This is a genomic window from Exiguobacterium sp. QJM3NY_9 (assembly GCF_056173545.1).
On sequence record NZ_CM149679.1, the window covers coordinates 674,216 to 690,083 of the forward strand.

The 15,868-nt window shown below is 46.4% G+C and carries 16 protein-coding genes; 6 read left to right on the forward strand and 10 right to left on the reverse strand.

Features of this window, described 5'->3' with window-relative positions; all coding sequences use genetic code 11:
- From AC0VYQ_RS03310 to AC0VYQ_RS03325, 4 genes are all read right to left on the reverse strand, one after another.
- Positions 1–699 (reverse strand): lysophospholipid acyltransferase family protein, encoded by a 699-nt coding sequence (locus tag AC0VYQ_RS03310; RefSeq protein ID WP_088836402.1) that lies wholly within the window; start codon positions 697–699, stop codon positions 1–3.
- 77 nt (positions 700–776) lie between these two features.
- Positions 777–1,034, reverse strand: a complete 258-nt coding sequence (locus AC0VYQ_RS03315) for a hypothetical protein (RefSeq protein WP_029332738.1) — start codon at positions 1,032–1,034, stop codon at positions 777–779.
- Positions 1,035–1,073: 39 nt separating this feature from the next.
- Complete coding sequence (locus AC0VYQ_RS03320) at positions 1,074–1,379, reverse strand: hypothetical protein (RefSeq protein ID WP_088836403.1); 306 nt, start codon at positions 1,377–1,379, stop codon at positions 1,074–1,076.
- Positions 1,380–1,510: 131 nt separating this feature from the next.
- Entirely contained in the window at positions 1,511–1,678 is a 168-nt protein-coding gene (locus tag AC0VYQ_RS03325; protein ID WP_204251421.1) for a hypothetical protein, read from the reverse strand.
- Between the two features lie 237 nt (positions 1,679–1,915).
- Here AC0VYQ_RS03325 and AC0VYQ_RS03330 point away from each other — a divergent pair, with 237 nt between their 5' ends.
- From AC0VYQ_RS03330 to map, 5 genes are all read left to right on the forward strand, one after another.
- The gene (locus AC0VYQ_RS03330) at positions 1,916–2,770 is read left to right on the forward strand and encodes a S1-like domain-containing RNA-binding protein (protein WP_029332740.1); all 855 of its coding nucleotides are present in this window, start codon (positions 1,916–1,918) and stop codon (positions 2,768–2,770) included.
- Positions 2,771–3,107: 337 nt separating this feature from the next.
- Entirely contained in the window at positions 3,108–4,694 is a 1,587-nt protein-coding gene (gene cshA / locus AC0VYQ_RS03335) for a degradosome RNA helicase CshA (protein ID WP_475404256.1), read from the forward strand.
- 97 nt (positions 4,695–4,791) lie between these two features.
- On the forward strand, positions 4,792–5,058 hold the full coding sequence (locus tag AC0VYQ_RS03340; RefSeq protein WP_029332742.1) for a hypothetical protein: 267 nt from the start codon (positions 4,792–4,794) through the stop codon (positions 5,056–5,058).
- Positions 5,059–5,130: 72 nt separating this feature from the next.
- On the forward strand, positions 5,131–6,321 hold the full coding sequence (locus AC0VYQ_RS03345; protein ID WP_214845883.1) for an EAL-associated domain-containing protein: 1,191 nt from the start codon (positions 5,131–5,133) through the stop codon (positions 6,319–6,321).
- 14 nt (positions 6,322–6,335) lie between these two features.
- Entirely contained in the window at positions 6,336–7,082 is a 747-nt protein-coding gene (map, locus tag AC0VYQ_RS03350; RefSeq protein WP_475404257.1) for a type I methionyl aminopeptidase, read from the forward strand.
- A 407-nt stretch (positions 7,083–7,489) separates the two neighbouring features.
- On the opposite strand, the gene menC is transcribed toward map, so the two are convergent.
- The 6 genes from menC to AC0VYQ_RS03380 all read right to left on the reverse strand — a co-directional run bounded on the left by menC (position 7,490) and on the right by AC0VYQ_RS03380 (position 14,639).
- Entirely contained in the window at positions 7,490–8,560 is a 1,071-nt protein-coding gene (gene menC / locus AC0VYQ_RS03355) for an o-succinylbenzoate synthase (RefSeq protein ID WP_475404258.1), read from the reverse strand.
- Positions 8,557–9,930: an o-succinylbenzoate--CoA ligase gene (gene menE, locus AC0VYQ_RS03360; protein ID WP_215115626.1), complete on the reverse strand. Its 1,374-nt coding sequence runs from the start codon at positions 9,928–9,930 to the stop codon at positions 8,557–8,559. Before menE ends, menC begins: the two co-directional genes overlap by 4 nt.
- A 74-nt stretch (positions 9,931–10,004) precedes the next feature.
- Positions 10,005–10,829 (reverse strand): 1,4-dihydroxy-2-naphthoyl-CoA synthase, encoded by an 825-nt coding sequence (gene menB, locus AC0VYQ_RS03365; RefSeq protein ID WP_029332747.1) that lies wholly within the window; start codon positions 10,827–10,829, stop codon positions 10,005–10,007.
- 18 nt (positions 10,830–10,847) lie between these two features.
- Positions 10,848–11,624 carry a 2-succinyl-6-hydroxy-2,4-cyclohexadiene-1-carboxylate synthase gene (menH, locus tag AC0VYQ_RS03370; protein ID WP_475404259.1) on the reverse strand — a complete coding sequence of 259 codons (777 nt, stop codon included), beginning with the start codon at positions 11,622–11,624 and terminating at the stop codon, positions 10,848–10,850.
- Entirely contained in the window at positions 11,621–13,270 is a 1,650-nt protein-coding gene (menD, locus tag AC0VYQ_RS03375; RefSeq protein WP_475404260.1) for a 2-succinyl-5-enolpyruvyl-6-hydroxy-3-cyclohexene-1-carboxylic-acid synthase, read from the reverse strand. The genes menH and menD overlap by 4 nt, the downstream gene beginning before the upstream one ends.
- Positions 13,260–14,639 (reverse strand): isochorismate synthase, encoded by a 1,380-nt coding sequence (locus AC0VYQ_RS03380; protein ID WP_214802449.1) that lies wholly within the window; start codon positions 14,637–14,639, stop codon positions 13,260–13,262. The genes menD and AC0VYQ_RS03380 overlap by 11 nt, the downstream gene beginning before the upstream one ends.
- Before the next feature lie 160 nt (positions 14,640–14,799).
- On the opposite strand from AC0VYQ_RS03380, the gene AC0VYQ_RS03385 reads away from it, so the two are divergent.
- On the forward strand, positions 14,800–15,693 hold the full coding sequence (locus AC0VYQ_RS03385) for a 1,4-dihydroxy-2-naphthoate polyprenyltransferase (protein ID WP_088836412.1): 894 nt from the start codon (positions 14,800–14,802) through the stop codon (positions 15,691–15,693).
- Positions 15,694–15,868: the final 175 nt, after the last annotated feature.

Here is a 15,868-nt window from a genome sequence, read left to right on the forward strand (position 1 = left end):
TCAGACTCCTTCTACAATATGCTTGATTTGTTGTTCAACAGTAGCGACGAGTTCTTTTTGGGTCATTGTAGCAGGGTCGATGGATGGAAGGATTGTCACATCGACAGTTGCCGGTCGAATCCGACCAGTCTCTTCCATGACACGATAGCTTCCTGAAATGGCAATCGGAACGACGCGTGCACCACTAGATGTTGCTAGGGTGAAGCTCCCTGCTTTGAACTCAGCAATCGGTCCGCCTTTCGAGCGAGTACCTTCCGGGAAGATGATCATCGATTGCCCATCTTTGATTGTCTCGACACCGGCACGAATCGCCTTTAAAGACTGTCGGCGATCTTTTCGGTCAATCATGACACATCCCATTAAATTCATCCAGACATTGACGATTGGAATCTTATTGACTTCGATTTTCGAAATAAAGGCTTTGGGTTTTGCGATATGTCCGAGCAAAATCGGGATGTCAAAATTCCCTTGGTGGTTGGCGATGAAGACGACAGGTTGATCAGACGGAATATGTTCTTCCCCTGTCAGACGGACTTTCACTCCAGCTAAGCGAAGGAGCGAATTCGCCCAAACGTGTGCTACTTTTTGTGTATACGCGTAGCGAGCGGCGTGTGTTCGACGTTTTGCGCCAGGCAAAAATGGTAATGTAAGAGGTAATACTAGCCCAAAATGAATGAACCAGATGATCGTGCGTAACATGATGGCATCAAACTCCTTTTTTACTGTGTATTATTATTGTACAAAAAAAGACCAGGTATCGCACCCGGTCTTCTTCTTTATTCCCAGTAACGAGGTTCAGATTCCTCTTCACTCTCGCCGAGTTCGAATGTCAGGCGTCTCGTCGTCGGATCGATGGAAAACGAGGCATTCGTATTATCGATTTGTTTGATTTCCATCGTCTCTTCATCGAGGATGAGTGTCAAACGTACCTTATCTTCATGATCGACGAGTAAAACACCATCTTCTTTTAGCCATAAGTCGATGACAGGTGAGTAACGAAGTGTCCAGCCGTTGGATAGTGGTATTTCATTCATAATGAATCGGTTCCTCCTAAAAACATGAAGTCAAACTCTTTATTTATCATGCTGTTCTGTCGTTGATAATGCAAGTGATGCGACTGTGTCATTTTGTTCATAAGACAATTGATAAGAGTGTTCCCGTTTCTTCATACGCTCCAACTGTTTTTTGACGCGGCGGTATTGCATATATTCATGATAACCATGATATGTCGTACGAATTAATTGTCTAAAAGATGAAAGTGAAAGACAAATGGATAGGGTGAAGACGAAAATCCCGACTGAATCGGTATAATATCCCGTGATAAAACTAAGGTATGTACTAATGAGACCCGTAAGCGTCGTAAATAAGTAAAAATACACAGTACTTCCTCCTTCGTGTCACTCTACTAAGTGTGTCTAGTAAAGCAATTCGCTAACGAAGCAGGATTTCCTTTATCGTCCAGTAAAACTTCGGAAACAAATAAAAAAATCTACACGATGAGATGTAGATTTTAAGGTGTATCGATTTGTTGGAGTGCAGGTGTCTTTGGAGACAAATCAGTGCTACTCGACCCTTCAGCGAATACAATTCCAATCGTTGCGAGAAATGCGAAAAAAGCGAATACTAACGTTTTTGTAAAGCGTCTTGCGAAAGAACGCGATTGAATGTCATGAAACATAGTTTTTCCCCCATATTTACCAAAACTAAACCTTCTTTTTCCTATTCTTTTATCATATCTGTTTTTTTCAAAAAAATCACTTAAATCAGATTCGTTCACAAAAATGTCACAACTGTTCGCTTCCATTTGATGTCGGAGATAGGTTGAAAAAGAGTATAGTATTGAAGGTGATGAAAAGAACTTACGGTTAGTTGAGTGTTTCAGCTTAACCAAGTTAATGAAAGGAGATGACCATAAATGGCACTACGTGCAGGACAGGTTGTCACATTAAAAGTAGAGCGTGAAGCAGAATTTGGTGTGTTTTTAAGTGATGGTACGGAGGATATCTTACTTCATAAAAATGAACAGACGAAATCGCTCATGCTAGAAGAAGAGGTCGAAGTATTCCTTTATCAAGACAATGAAGGGCGTCTCGCCTCATCGATGACGATTCCGGAAGCGTCATTTGAGGATTACGTCAAAGCACCGATTAACGGAACACGTTACAATACAGGTGTTTTTGCGAACATCGGAATTCAAAAGGATGTTCTCGTCTCGCTGGACGATCTTCCGCAACGCCGGACATTTTGGCCGGAAGAGGGAGACGAACTTTACATTCGTTTGAAACATGATCAAAAATTACGTTTGTTAGGTGACCCGGCTCCTTATGCCTATTTCAATCTTAAGGCGCAACCGGCACCGGAAGAGTGGAATAACATGGACGTTGAAGGACTTGTTTTTGCCCAGCGTGATCCGGGTGTCAACGTTTGGGTGAACGATCAATCGATTGGTTTTCTACATGAACAAGAGATGGAACGGTGGCCGCGTCTCGGAGAAGTTATGAAATTACGGGTGACAAATGTGAAGCCAGATGGTACAGTATTACTTTCAGCAAGACCACGTGCTCACGAGGCAATCGACATCGATGCGGATTTAATCCTGAACCACCTACTTGAACATGGCGGTCAGATGGCGTATGGTGATAAGACACCTCCTGAGACGATTGATGAGGTATTCGGCCTAAGTAAGGCTGCCTTCAAACGTGCTCTAGGTCGATTGTTGAAAGATAAAAAAATAGAAAAACATGAAACGGGTATTCGGCTAACGAAGTAAGCTAGCCAACTGAACCTACGTTTCGAATAAATAGTTAGGAATTCATCATTTTGGTGGTTGCGGCTGGTTTTAACCGGCGACCATTTCCAAATAAAACCCCATCACTAGTGGGGGCAAGCGGCGCGATTTAAAGCGTTGAACGGTCCGGGCATCATGCCTTTCCCTCGCCCTTATGGCAACGATTATGATGGTGACTTCCCTAAACATTATTATCAGTAGAAATAGCCTCTATCTTTAAGGACGGGCTTCTGCTATAATAGGTAGTCGATTGTATTCGTTACGGTAGCGTCTGTTTAGTGGCAGACGCTTTTCATATGACAAAGGAGAGTATTTAGCATTGACAACATTTCGTGAATTAAATCTTAGTGAGGCACTTATCAAAGGTGTCCTAAAAATGGGCTTTGAAGAAGCAACTCCAATCCAAGCAGAAACAATTCCAGTCGGTCTTAGCGGCGTTGACTTAATCGGTCAAGCACAAACAGGTACTGGTAAAACAGCAGCATTCGGTATTCCGACGATTGAGCGTCTTGACGCAAAATCGCGCCATATCCAAGCGTTGATCCTTGCACCGACTCGTGAACTTGCGATTCAAGTAGCAGAAGAACTTAACCGCATTGGTGAAATGAAACGCGTTCATGCATTGCCAGTATACGGTGGTCAGCAAATCGATCGTCAGATTCGTGCACTTCGCAAGAACCCACAAATCGTCGTTGCGACACCTGGTCGTCTAATGGACCACATGAACCGTAAAACATTAAATCTTGACCACGTTCAAACAGTCATCTTGGATGAAGCAGATGAAATGTTGAACATGGGCTTCGTGGAAGATATCGAAAAAATCTTAGGTACACTTCCGCCAACTCGTCAAACACTTTTGTTCTCTGCAACGATGCCACCGCAGATTCGTAAAATCGCGGATCGTTTCATGACAACACCAACGCACATCAAAGTAAAAGCAAAAGAAATGACAGTCGAAAACATCGACCAATCATTCATCGAACTAAAAGAAAGCCAAAAATTCGATGTGCTTTGCCGCTTGATTGATACAGATTCTCCAGAACTTTCAATCATCTTTGGTCGTACGAAAAAACGTGTTGACGAAATGACGGAAGGACTTGTCCAACGTGGATACACGGCGGACGGTTTACACGGTGACTTAACACAAGCGAAACGTGACCAAGTCATTCGTCGCTTCAAAAAAGGAACAATCGATATCCTTGTTGCGACAGACGTTGCAGCACGTGGACTTGATATTTCTGGTGTTACACACGTTTACAACTTTGATGTACCACAAGATCCAGAGAGCTACGTTCACCGTATCGGTCGTACGGGACGTGCTGGTAAAACGGGATCAGCAATCACGTTCGTTACACCACGTGAATTTGGTCAAATCAAAACAATCGAACGTGTAACAAACAAAAAAATGTCACGTCGTCACGCACCGACACTTGACGAAATCTTGGAAGGCAACTTGAAGCTTGCTGCACAAGAACTCATCAAACGTGTAGAAGCGAAAAACTCACAAGAGTATACAACACTCGCGCAAGAACTTCTTGAAGAGTATGAAGCGGTTGAATTAATCGCAGCAGCGCTTAAAGGATTAACGAAAGAGCCGGATGCAACTCCAGTTCAAATTTCGTCAATCGAACCAATCCGTGTCAAACGTTTTGGTAGCAACGGTGGCGGTGGTAACCGTCGTCCTTACGGCAATAAAGGTGGATCAGGTTCTGGTTCTTCTAACCGTGGTGGCGGATACCGTGGCAGCAACCCGCGTGGTGGGGAGCGCCGTGAAGGCGGTCGTCCTTCTGAAGGAAACCGTAGTTCATCGTCATCAGATCGTCGTGAAGGTGGATACGCTGGTCGTAGCAACCGTAGCGAAAGTGATCGTAACCGTGGCGGACGTAAACCACGTTTTGAAAAGTAAAAAATCCGAACCGATTTGTCACAGACAAGTCGGTTCTTTTTTATGAATTCTCATGATAAAATGAGCAATGAAAGATATAGAGAGGGCTGAATCGTTCGTGTATACCATTTATGCAGCAGCATTCATTTGTCTGATTGGACTGCTCATCGCAACTAAAAAAATTAGCGAGCAGACGACAAAAGGACACTTTCGTTATATCCCTTTAGCGACGTTATTGTTTGGCGGGATTATTTTTCTCGTCTTAGCGATTGGTAAGGGTGGTGCTACAGGCATTCAATACGGTGTTCTGAGCATTATCTATTTAACGGCGACATTTGGGGTCTATTTGTACATTGCGTTAAGAAAAGATACAACGTTATTTTAAAGACGGGGCCTCTCTGATTACAGGGTGGTCTTTTTTTTGATAAGATAGAACAAGAGAATAGGGGGGAGAAGAATGGATGCATTAGATGTCATTGTTCATCCCGAACAGATTGAGGCGTGGTTCCAACCAATTGTTGGAGCGGCACCTTTTAAAGTGGAAGGGTATGAAATCCAATCTCATTTTCGCGGTGAGCCGCTGAAGCCATTTTTTCAAGAAGATGATGTACCAATTGAATACCAGTTAGAAGTCATGAGTCATGTCATTCGCCATGCTTTTCAAAAAGTCCCGGCCGATGCGCATTCATTTGTCTTAATCCGCTGTCGACCTGATTGGTTATTCGAAAATGGTGGCGAAGATTTTTTGAGTATCTTACGTAACGCACAGATCGACTTTCCGGAAGACCGGTTATATGTCACACTGACCGATGTCCAAGTGGATGACTTTGATCGACTCGGGCGAATCGTTGCGTACTATCAAAACTCTGGCTTAAAGGTTGCGCTTGATCGTGCGGAGGCGACGAGCTTAGAACGCGTTTTTGCCATGTCGCCGGACATGCTGATTGTCGACTTATCTTCGATGATTGAGAAAAAAACCGTTTCAGCGAGTTATCCGCACCTGTTACAAACGATGGAACACTTATGTGACCAACTCGGTGCGCCACTTCTTTACAAAAATATCAGCCATCTTGGTCAACTCCGGTATGCATGGCAACACGGTGGGCGCTATTACATGGGAAATCTACTCGGTGAGACGACACCTGACTGGGTGACGACATGCCCAGGCATGGAAATCTTATTACATGAAGTGCCAATGTTCTATAAATATGACCGGGAACAGATGAATCGTTTGTTCCAGCTCGAACAAGATTGGACGATTCGGTTTAATGAGTACTGCCAGTCGTTAAAAGCAGATGAATCATTGGATGAATGGTTAATTAAGCTGGCTCAAAAGATGGAACCCGAATTCATTCGCTTTTACATCACAGACGCGAATGGCTTTCAAAAGTCATCAAACGTTAGCAAAAAGAGCGGTGAATGGAAAACATATGCGTTTTACAAAGGTTATAACTGGAGTTTTCGACCGTACTTCATTCGGACCACGGTTGCGATGGAACGACGGCATACGGGATACCTCTCTGATCGATACGTCGATTTCAGTTCGAGTGAACAAACGCGAACGTTCAGTATGCCGCTAAATAATGGGATGTTCTTATTTGCTGATATTTCAGCAAGTTATTTATATCAAGAACGGTTAAGTGAATAAGGAGGAAATGAAACATGTTGGATTATGATTATAATGCACTACGTGAGATTGGGCGCATCGTCGCCATTGCACGCGATGAAATGGCGGATGCCGTCAAACCAGGAATTACAACGAAAGAGCTTGATGACATCGGAGCGCGTATTTTGAAGGAACATGGGGCGGAATCAGCACCGATCGTCATGTATGATTTCCCTGGAGCAACGTGTATCAGTGTCAATGAAGTCGCGGCTCATGGTATTCCTGGTGCATATGTCATTCAAGAAGGCGATATCGTCAACGTCGATGTCTCGGCAGTCAAAGATGGCTACTATTCAGATACAGGTAAAACGGTGATTGCGGGCGAAGCGAAGCGTCCTGAGCACGTCCGACTGGTCGAGGTGTCATTGTCTGCCCTTGAAAAAGGACTTGAAAAAGTCAAAGCAGGTACGAAAGTCAATCAAATCGGTAAAGCAATCTATGCGGAAACACGCAAAAATGGTTTTACGGTCATTCGGAATTTAGCTGGACATGGATTAGGAAAAACGTTGCATGGTGAACCGGAGTCGATTTCGAATTACTTCAACCGAGAAGAAAATGATTTGTTGAAAGAAGGACAAGTCATCGCAGTCGAAACGTTTATCTCGACGAGCGACGAATTTTGTATGGAAGATGAAAAGGACGGCTGGACACTGTACACGCCAAATAAAAGTTTGGTTTCACAGTTCGAACATAGCGTCGTTGTCTTGAAGGATGGATACGAAATCTTGACGAAGGCAGACTAAAAAAAGCGTCGTTCCGCAAAGGAACGGCGCTTTTAGAATGCGGAAAAATTGCTATCGGGAGATCAAGCATCTTTTTTCGTTGCTTTCCTCGGGAGGAGCAAGCCGTTGCTCCTTAATCCTAGCAGACAACGAGCAGGGGCTTGCCTGCCTTTGGTAAGTCGCGTTAAAAACGCACTTTTTCCCGCAGGAGTCAACGAAACGTGACGCTTTTTAGGTAATACCGTGACCGATTGCCGCTTTGAAGACGAGGCGAGACAAGGGAGCGCGAACGGATTGCATCTCGATACCGCGTGTTTACGCTTCTTAATGGTTTGTAGACGAAATGATGCCCGATGGACAAAAGCGGTAGTTTAACAGGCACTACGTGTTGTTATTCTTTTTTGAGAAGCAATTGCTCCTTCGCGCCTTCAAAGCACGATTTTAGACTGGGTAAGCCGGTCTAACCGCTCGAGTGAAACCTCGTGCTCGGCGTATGGAATGTGACCGTTCCCGATTCGATAGTCGACTTCAAGGAGATCTTCGGTGAAATAATGATCGGTTCCAGCCATGTCAATCGGATATGCTAGACCAGGTAGTGTAGCGAAAGCAAGCGTCTGCCGACGCCCGATTCCACTCTCGAACATTCCACCGAGCCAGTACGTCGCTTTATCTCTTAATGCTAGGGCGTTCGTCAAGCCCCCTACGCGTGCCGGTTTAATGTTGATGATTTGACCTGCACCGAGTGAGAGCATTAAGTCAGCGTCAGTGACCGTTTGGACTGATTCGTCCAAACATAAAGGAGTCGAGAGCAGTGACGCAGCATATTGATGCGTCAACCAATCATCTGCCCGAAATGGTTGCTCCATCATGATTAATCCATACTGATCCCAGTCCTGCAGGAGATTCATCTCGGAACGGGTGAAACTTCCGTTGGCATCAAACATTAAAGGCGCATCAGGAAATTGTTTTCGAACGTGCGCTAAGACGGAGGTATCCGTTGGGTCTAGCTTTAGCTTGATACGCTGAAAACCGTCCTGTAACGCGTCCTCAACGGCACGTACCGTCTTGCTGGCTTCCGCGCGACCAAGTGCTTTTCCGCAAGCGATGGCTTTGTTTTCGTCACCCCCGAGATACGTGGCAAGCGTTTGGTTACTCGAACGAGCAAACAATTCATAGACGGCGCCGTCGAACATTGCTTTTGCCATCTGGTTTCCTTGAATCGGGTGAAAGCGTGTTGCGATTTCTGACGGATGATTGAGCGGTCCTTTAAGCAAGCGATAGAGGACGGGAGCTAAGGCATGAATCGAATCTTGTGTCTCCGCGGTATACCAAGGTGTTTCAAAGGCGACACCTTCCCCGTAACCGATGTTGCCTTCTGTGTCCGTCAATCGGAGAATCGTCGTTCGGCGATTGCTTAAGGTAGTGAGTGCCGTTTTCATCGGCTGACGGAATGTTAATCGGACATCAAATAATTCTGCGCTTCGAAGTGTGATCTTCATACGAAGTCCTTCAATTGATGGCGCAGCAGTTTACCGTTCGCATTACGCGGTAAAGCGTCACGATAAACATAGGTGACGGGACATTTATATTTGGCAAGCAACTGACTGATTGCTTGACGCACGACCGATTCATCGACAGCGCTGACGATAAACGCAACAGGGACTTGTCCCCAAGTCGAATCAAAGCGACCGACGACACCAGCTTCCTTGATTCCGTCAATCGAGAGCAGGGCAGATTCGACTTCAGCCGGATAGACATTCTCACCGCCTGAAATGATTAAATCACTTCGCCGATCGAGAACGTATAAATAGCCTTCTTCATCTAAACGTCCAAGGTCACCTGTCTTGAGATAGCCGTCTGCGGTAAAAGAAGCTACGGTCGCTTGCTCATCTGAAAAATAACCTTTCATGACGGTGGGGCCTTTGACTTCGATTTCTTGATGGCGTGTAATTCGGATATCGGTCGGAGCAATTGCTTGACCGGCAGAACCGATTTTTCGTAACGCATCTTCCGGCAATAGTGTCGCAATTTGCGAAGCGGTTTCTGTCATCCCGTATGTTTGCATGACAGGAATCTTTCGATCGAGGGCGCGAGTCAAAATCGGTAAAGGGACCGGTCCACCGCCCGTCAAGACGACACGTAAATCATAGCGACGCAACCCTGCTTCAAGCAGCCGATCCAACATGACAGAAACGAGGGAAACATGGGTAATCCGTTCATTTTTAATCCATTCAATCGTTTTCGTCGGGGCGAAATGAGGTTCAAGGACGATCGGGGCGCCGTAGATGACAGCACGGTAAACGACAGCGAGACCACTCATATGAAACAGTGGGGTAACGATTAAGAAGCGATCATCCGTCGAGGAACCGATATGACGTGCTGCATTCATCGCACTTGAAAAGTGATTTAGCATTGTCTGTTCGACTGCCTTAGCCCGACCTGTCGTTCCGCTCGTAAAGAGCATGGATTGGACATAATGTTTTGGCATATGTCGAACGATGATGTCAGGTGCCGTGTTCATATAGTGGAACGGTAAAATCTTGATATCGGTATCTAGCGTCCGGTCGGAGATGACATATTTGACTTGTGCTCGTTTTAATTGATCATCCAGTTCGCGCTGACTTAAGCGGACGTTGAGTGGGACGATTGTTAATTCAAGTAGTTGTGCCGCATGGATGGCAATGATATATGACTGACTTGCAGGACCATAAAGAGCAATCCGGTCACCACGCGAAAGGTGGCTTGCCCAGGCACTTGCTAATTTGTGTGCTGCCGTATATAATTCCTGCCAAGATAAGCGGGCTTGATCTGTGACTAGAGCTAAGTCGTTAGGTTGTTCCTTAGCGCGTGTATAAATCCAAGGGTACACCGGAAATCACATCCTTTCTTCAAGATGATACGAAAAAGGTTCAAACGTCTCACGACATTGAACCTTTTTTCGTATTATGGGAAACGTGGGAATTGACCGAAGTCAGGATCACGTTTTTCTTTGAACGCATCGCGTCCTTCTTTTGCTTCGTCTGTTGTGTAGTAGAGTAATGTTGCATCTCCAGCAAGTTGCTGAATTCCAGCAAGACCATCAGAGTCTGCATTGAGCGCTCCTTTTAAGAAACGAAGAGCTGTTGGTGAATGTTGAAGAATCTCAGAACACCATTGGATTGTTTCTTGCTCAAGATCAGCAAGTGGAACGACCGTGTTGATGAGTCCCATGTCGAGTGCTTCTTGAGCACCGTACTGACGGCAGAGGAACCAAATTTCACGCGCTTTTTTATGGCCGACGACACGAGCCAAGTAACCAGAACCATACCCTGCATCAAATGATCCAACTTTAGGACCTGTTTGTCCAAACTTCGCATTATCAGCAGCAATCGTTAAGTCACAGACTAAGTGTAAGACGTGTCCGCCACCAATTGCATAACCAGCGACCATCGCGATGACCGGTTTCGGGATAACACGAATCAAACGTTGAAGGTCAAGGACGTTCAAGCGTGGGATTTCATCTTCACCGACGTAACCACCATGTCCGCGAACTTTTTGGTCTCCACCTGAACAGAAAGCGAGATCGCCTTCACCTGTCAAGATGATGACACCGACGTTTTGGTCGTCACGCGCACGTGAGAACGCATCGATTAATTCATGGACCGTGTGTGGACGGAACGCGTTGCGCACTTCTGGACGGTTGATCGTAATTTTAGCGATCCCATTCCATTTTTCGTATTTAATGTCTTCATAACTACGGACTGCTGCCCATTCTGGAGCATATTTCATCTAAATTCCCCCATTTGCTTAAGTTAAGAGTAGTTTCTCTACTATTGTAACAAACTTTTCCGGTTGGTCGATATGTGGGGCATGCGTTGCATGCGAAATCTGGTGGATTTTTTTTGAATCCGCCGCTTGTTGCGCAATCTTTTTAAATTTTTCATCGTGTTCCCCGACAATCCATTCAATGGATACGTCTTGAAGACAGGTCCATAAAGACGGCATGTTCCCTGTTCCTTGCGCGGCGAGTGAAGCGGCTAATCCCTCTGCTGATTGGGACAAACGCTCCGACCGAATCTGTTGCTGCGCAAAGGACGGTAATTGGCGCTGGCTTGCGAACAGCGGTAACGCTTCCCAGTGCTGGACGAATGCTTCGAGTCCGTCTTCAAGCAACATCTGTTGCAAAAGCCGATCTGTTGCACGCCGGGCACGGCGCTCGTGTGCTGTCTTTAGGCCAGGTGTCGTACTGACAACGATTGTCTTTTGGACTTGCGTTGAACAGGCTGCAAGCATCAAGGCAATCCGTCCACCCATCGAGTAGCCTAACACGGTCCATCGTTCATTTCTTGTCGCAAGTAACGCTTGTAAGTCTTTGACTTGCTCCGTCAAACGCATCCGCTGATACGCAGCAGGCGGCGTCTTTCCATGACCAAGCAAGTCAATCCGATAGACGGTGTAGGTTTCCTGAAGTCGTGCACTGAGCATCGTCCATGTCCCGCTGCTGCCGGTAAACCCATGCAGTAACAACAATGGAGGACCTTGCCCCTCGATTTCGAGATGGTAGTCATGGTCACGTAACTTCATTGAAAGCACTCCGTGAGCGCATGATTTGTCTGTTCCCAAATCGTACGGTGCTTCAGGACGTTCGTCGCACGATCTGTTCGAATCTCGAGAATTCGTGTGACGGTCGTCGGTTCGGTTAACCGTGTTTTCAGTTCGGAAATTGACGTGACGACTTGATGTTTGACCCCATAACCGGCTGCGATATGACTGAAATCGAGATGCTGGGCTGTTCCGAATAACGGTTCGAAGACCTCGGATTCAAGCTGTTGCTGTTGTGGCAGGAAATTGAAAATTCCGCCCCCGGTGTTGTTGATGAGCAAGATGGTAATCGGACGAGTCCGTGCCATCATCAAGCCATTGACGTCATGAATAAAGGCGAGGTCACCGACGAGCAAGTAGCGTTCCTGTGCATCGTATGTCGCACCGACTGCGCTCGATAAAATCCCATCGATTCCATTCGCACCCCGGTTGGCGAGAAGGCGAAGCGGTGTACCTGCAGGCAAAAACGTATCGATGTCGCGAATCGGCATGCTGTTTGAGACGAATAAGCTGCCTGACGACAAGGTGTTTAAGGCACGAACGACGTTATACTCCGTCAGGTCTTCTTGATCGAGCGTCGTAAAGACAGTGCCGACTGTTTCTTCAGCTCTTTGGATCGTCTTGAGATAAGCAGGATCATGCTCAGTCACGGGCATCCTCAGGAGCTGACTCGGATGCCCGGCTAACAGATTCGTATGCAGTTGCGGAGCACGCCAATTTGCCGCATGACCGACGACCGTCGTCGGAATATCGTGTGACCAAAGTAAGTAAGGTTTTGATGTCGGCATTGCTCCGAACCGTAAGATGTGGTCGGGTTTAGCTACTGTTTTGACTGTCTCATTTTTTAGCCACGTATCATAGAAGGCAAAAACGGTGTCTGTTTTGTACTGACGTCCTTGACTCAGGGGATCCGCTAATACGGGGATTCGCGAGTGTTTCGCGTAATCCAAAATAATTTTTGTATCGACCGTCGAAAGTTGTGGTCCGATGACAATCAAAAGACGCTTTGTAGATAGAAGAGCTAGGAGCTCGTCAGTCGTCACTTGCTCGGCAAAACGGGGGAGTGTTCCGACAGTTCGCCCAGTCCGCAATGGATCAAGCTCCGGAATCAACGGTTCGCGTAGCGGGACATTGATATGGACCGGTCCGGCCGGTTCGGTCATCGCCAACAGGACGGACCGCGTTGCGACATGAGCGACATACGATAGACTTTGTTCCTCTGGTAAAGGTAAATCGAATGCATGGCGGACTTGTTTTCCGTAAAGACCGACTTGATCGATGACTTGTGGTGCTCCAACCCCACGCAATTCGTGTGGTCGGTCAGCGGTCAAAACAATCAATGGGAGTTCAAAAATGTTTGCTTCCGTGATGGCGGAAAAATAATTCGTCGCAGCTGTCCCGCTCGTACAAATCAAAGCGACGGGACGTGTCTGTTCTTCCGTGCGTGTTAATCCTAAAGCAAAAAAACTAGCCGACCGTTCGTCAACGAGGACGTGGGTACGGCTAGACGGGTGAAGAAATGCAGCAATCGCGAGTGGGGTCGAGCGAGAGCCGGGACTGATTACGAAATCCCGTACCCCGCTAGCGACGAGCGTATCGATTAATGTGTGCATCCACTTAGTCAACATAAACATCATCCTTTTCTAACGTGCACAGATGTGAGAGAGCTTGCAACATCGGTGAGAGTTTTGTTTCCGTCTCCTCTAATTCGCTCGTTAGTTGTGACCCGTCGACGAGTCCGCAACCGGCATAGAGAATTGCCGACCGTTCAGTGAAAAGACCTGACCGGATGGCAACAATGAATTCACCGTTTTCTTGACCGTCCATCCACCCGACAGGAGAACCGTACCAACCGCGTTCGAATGTTTCAATCTCACGGATGGCTTGAACTGCTTCTAGTTTAGGTTCGCCACCTAAAGCAGGCGTCGGGTGTAATTTTTCGATAATCTGCAGCAACGTCACCTCCGGTGACAACGTAGCAGTAATCGGTGTATACAGGTGCTGGATGTGGCGGTTCTTAAGCAACATCGGCTGATCCGGTTTCTCGATTCGAGTCGATAAATCGTGTAACGTACTCGTGATGGAGTCAACGACGATTGAGTGTTCGACACGATTTTTTTTATCTTCGAGCAACGCAAGACCGAGTGCATCATCTGTTGATTCGACTTCGTGACGTGGCGCAGAACCAGCGACGGCAGCTGTTTTAATTTGGTTTCCTTCTTTTAAGACGAGTCGTTCTGGTGTAGCTCCGAGGAACGCCTCGTCGACGGTCGGCTGGAAGAAGAAAACATAACTTCCCGGTTGAGACTGCTCGAGTTCGCGGACGAGTCCGGCAAGGTCGACGGCCTGATCCATTTCGTACACGACTTCACGAGCTAACACGATTTTCTTTAACGATGTTTTTAAAAGTTGTGTCGCTTGATGGAAAGACGCTTCAAAAGCCTCATTCCCGTCGCGAGTCATTCGGATACGAGTCACGAAACGACTTGTTTTTGGTTGGTGTAACTCGGCGTAATCGGAAGCGAGTTGATTGAGTGTTTTTTCAGCGTTTGACTGAGGGTCGACGATCGCGAATAGTGTGACGGTCGTCCGTCCATCCCGTTCTAAGAATAAAAACTTTGGAACTGTCATCGAGGCTTCTCCGAAGGAAGACCAGCGATAATCGGGGTTTTTGAGTTCGCTGAACGAAAAACCGCAAAACGCAAATAAATCATCACCCACATGATCGCGGTTGAGATTCGACCATTTAGATTGAATTCGTAAAAATCGATCGTGTCCTGACGCTTTTAACTGTTTCGCAATACCGAAACCGATGGCACGCATCGATCGGTCGGGTGTCGTAAAGTAATAGCGTTCTTTTGTTCCGTACGTCAATGAATTGACGTCTTGCGCTTCGATTTCCCATGAATAAGAAGCGATTATAGAGCGCTGGTATGCGTTCGCATGACCAACGGCCTGTTCAATACGTTGTTTAAGCTCTTGTTGAGCGTAAGCCATACCGCTCATTGCCCCCTAGTCTGTAGATACTGTGATACGTTTCACTTAATCTAAGTGTAAACTTTTTGTTGAAAAAAAAGAAGGAATAAGCTATCTTTCATTGAGCATTGACAGCAAAAAACGAAACCCGATACACTTAGACGGGAAAGGGGTTTATTATATGAATAAATCAATCGCCGTATATTGGCGAATGACACGGCCACATACATTAACAGCGAGTTTTGTACCGGTCGTCGTGGGGACGGCTATCGTCGCACCACGTATCGAGTCATTACGACTCGATCTATTTTTTGCGATGTTGATCGCATCGGTGTTGATTCAAATCGCAACGAACTTATTTAATGAATACTATGACTACAAGCGGGGACTCGACAATGAAGAGTCGGTCGGCATCGGTGGTTCAATCGTCCGGGACGGATTCAAGCCGGGGACGATTCTTGCCTTCGCCTTATCACTCTATGGCATTGCTGCACTGCTTGGGATTTATCTCTGTCTTGAGACAACATGGTGGCTGCTCTTAGTCGGACTTGTTTCGATGTTCGTCGGTTACATCTATACCGGGGGACCGCTCCCGATTGCATACACGCCGTTCGGGGAAATCGTCGCCGGATTCTTCATGGGGTACGTCATCATCGCCATTTCGGCTTATCTCCAGATTGGCTATGTCCCGACGGAAGCGGTCGCGATTTCAGTGCCAGTCGCGATTTTGATTGGATCGATCTTGCTAGCGAATAATATTCGTGATCTCGACAACGATAAAGTGAACGGAAGAAAAACGATTGCTTGTCTCGTCGGTCACCGGGCGGCAGTCTACGTCCTGATCGCCTTTTTTGTTGCTGCCGTCATTTCGTTAATCGTTGCCGTCGTTGCGTTTAACGTTTCCTGGTTCGCGTTACTTGCCTTACTGAGTATTCCATTGATGATCAAGGCCGTGAAGCTGTTTTGGGACGACCTTGAACCACAAGAATTGATGCCGGGAATGGCACAGACGGGAAAAGTAAATACAATTTTCGGATTGCTGCTTGCGATTAGCTTGACGTTCGCTAACTTCTAAAATAATGCCTTTAAAATATCCTGCTGCCGTGAATACGGGCAGCGGGGTATTTTTTTGCCATGCACGAGTTACTCGTAAGAGTAGGATTGGTTGTCACAGATTTAAAATTTTACTATAATTGAAGCAATGTGCCTGAAATATTCGAGTGGATACTCGGGAATCATGAATTTTTTTT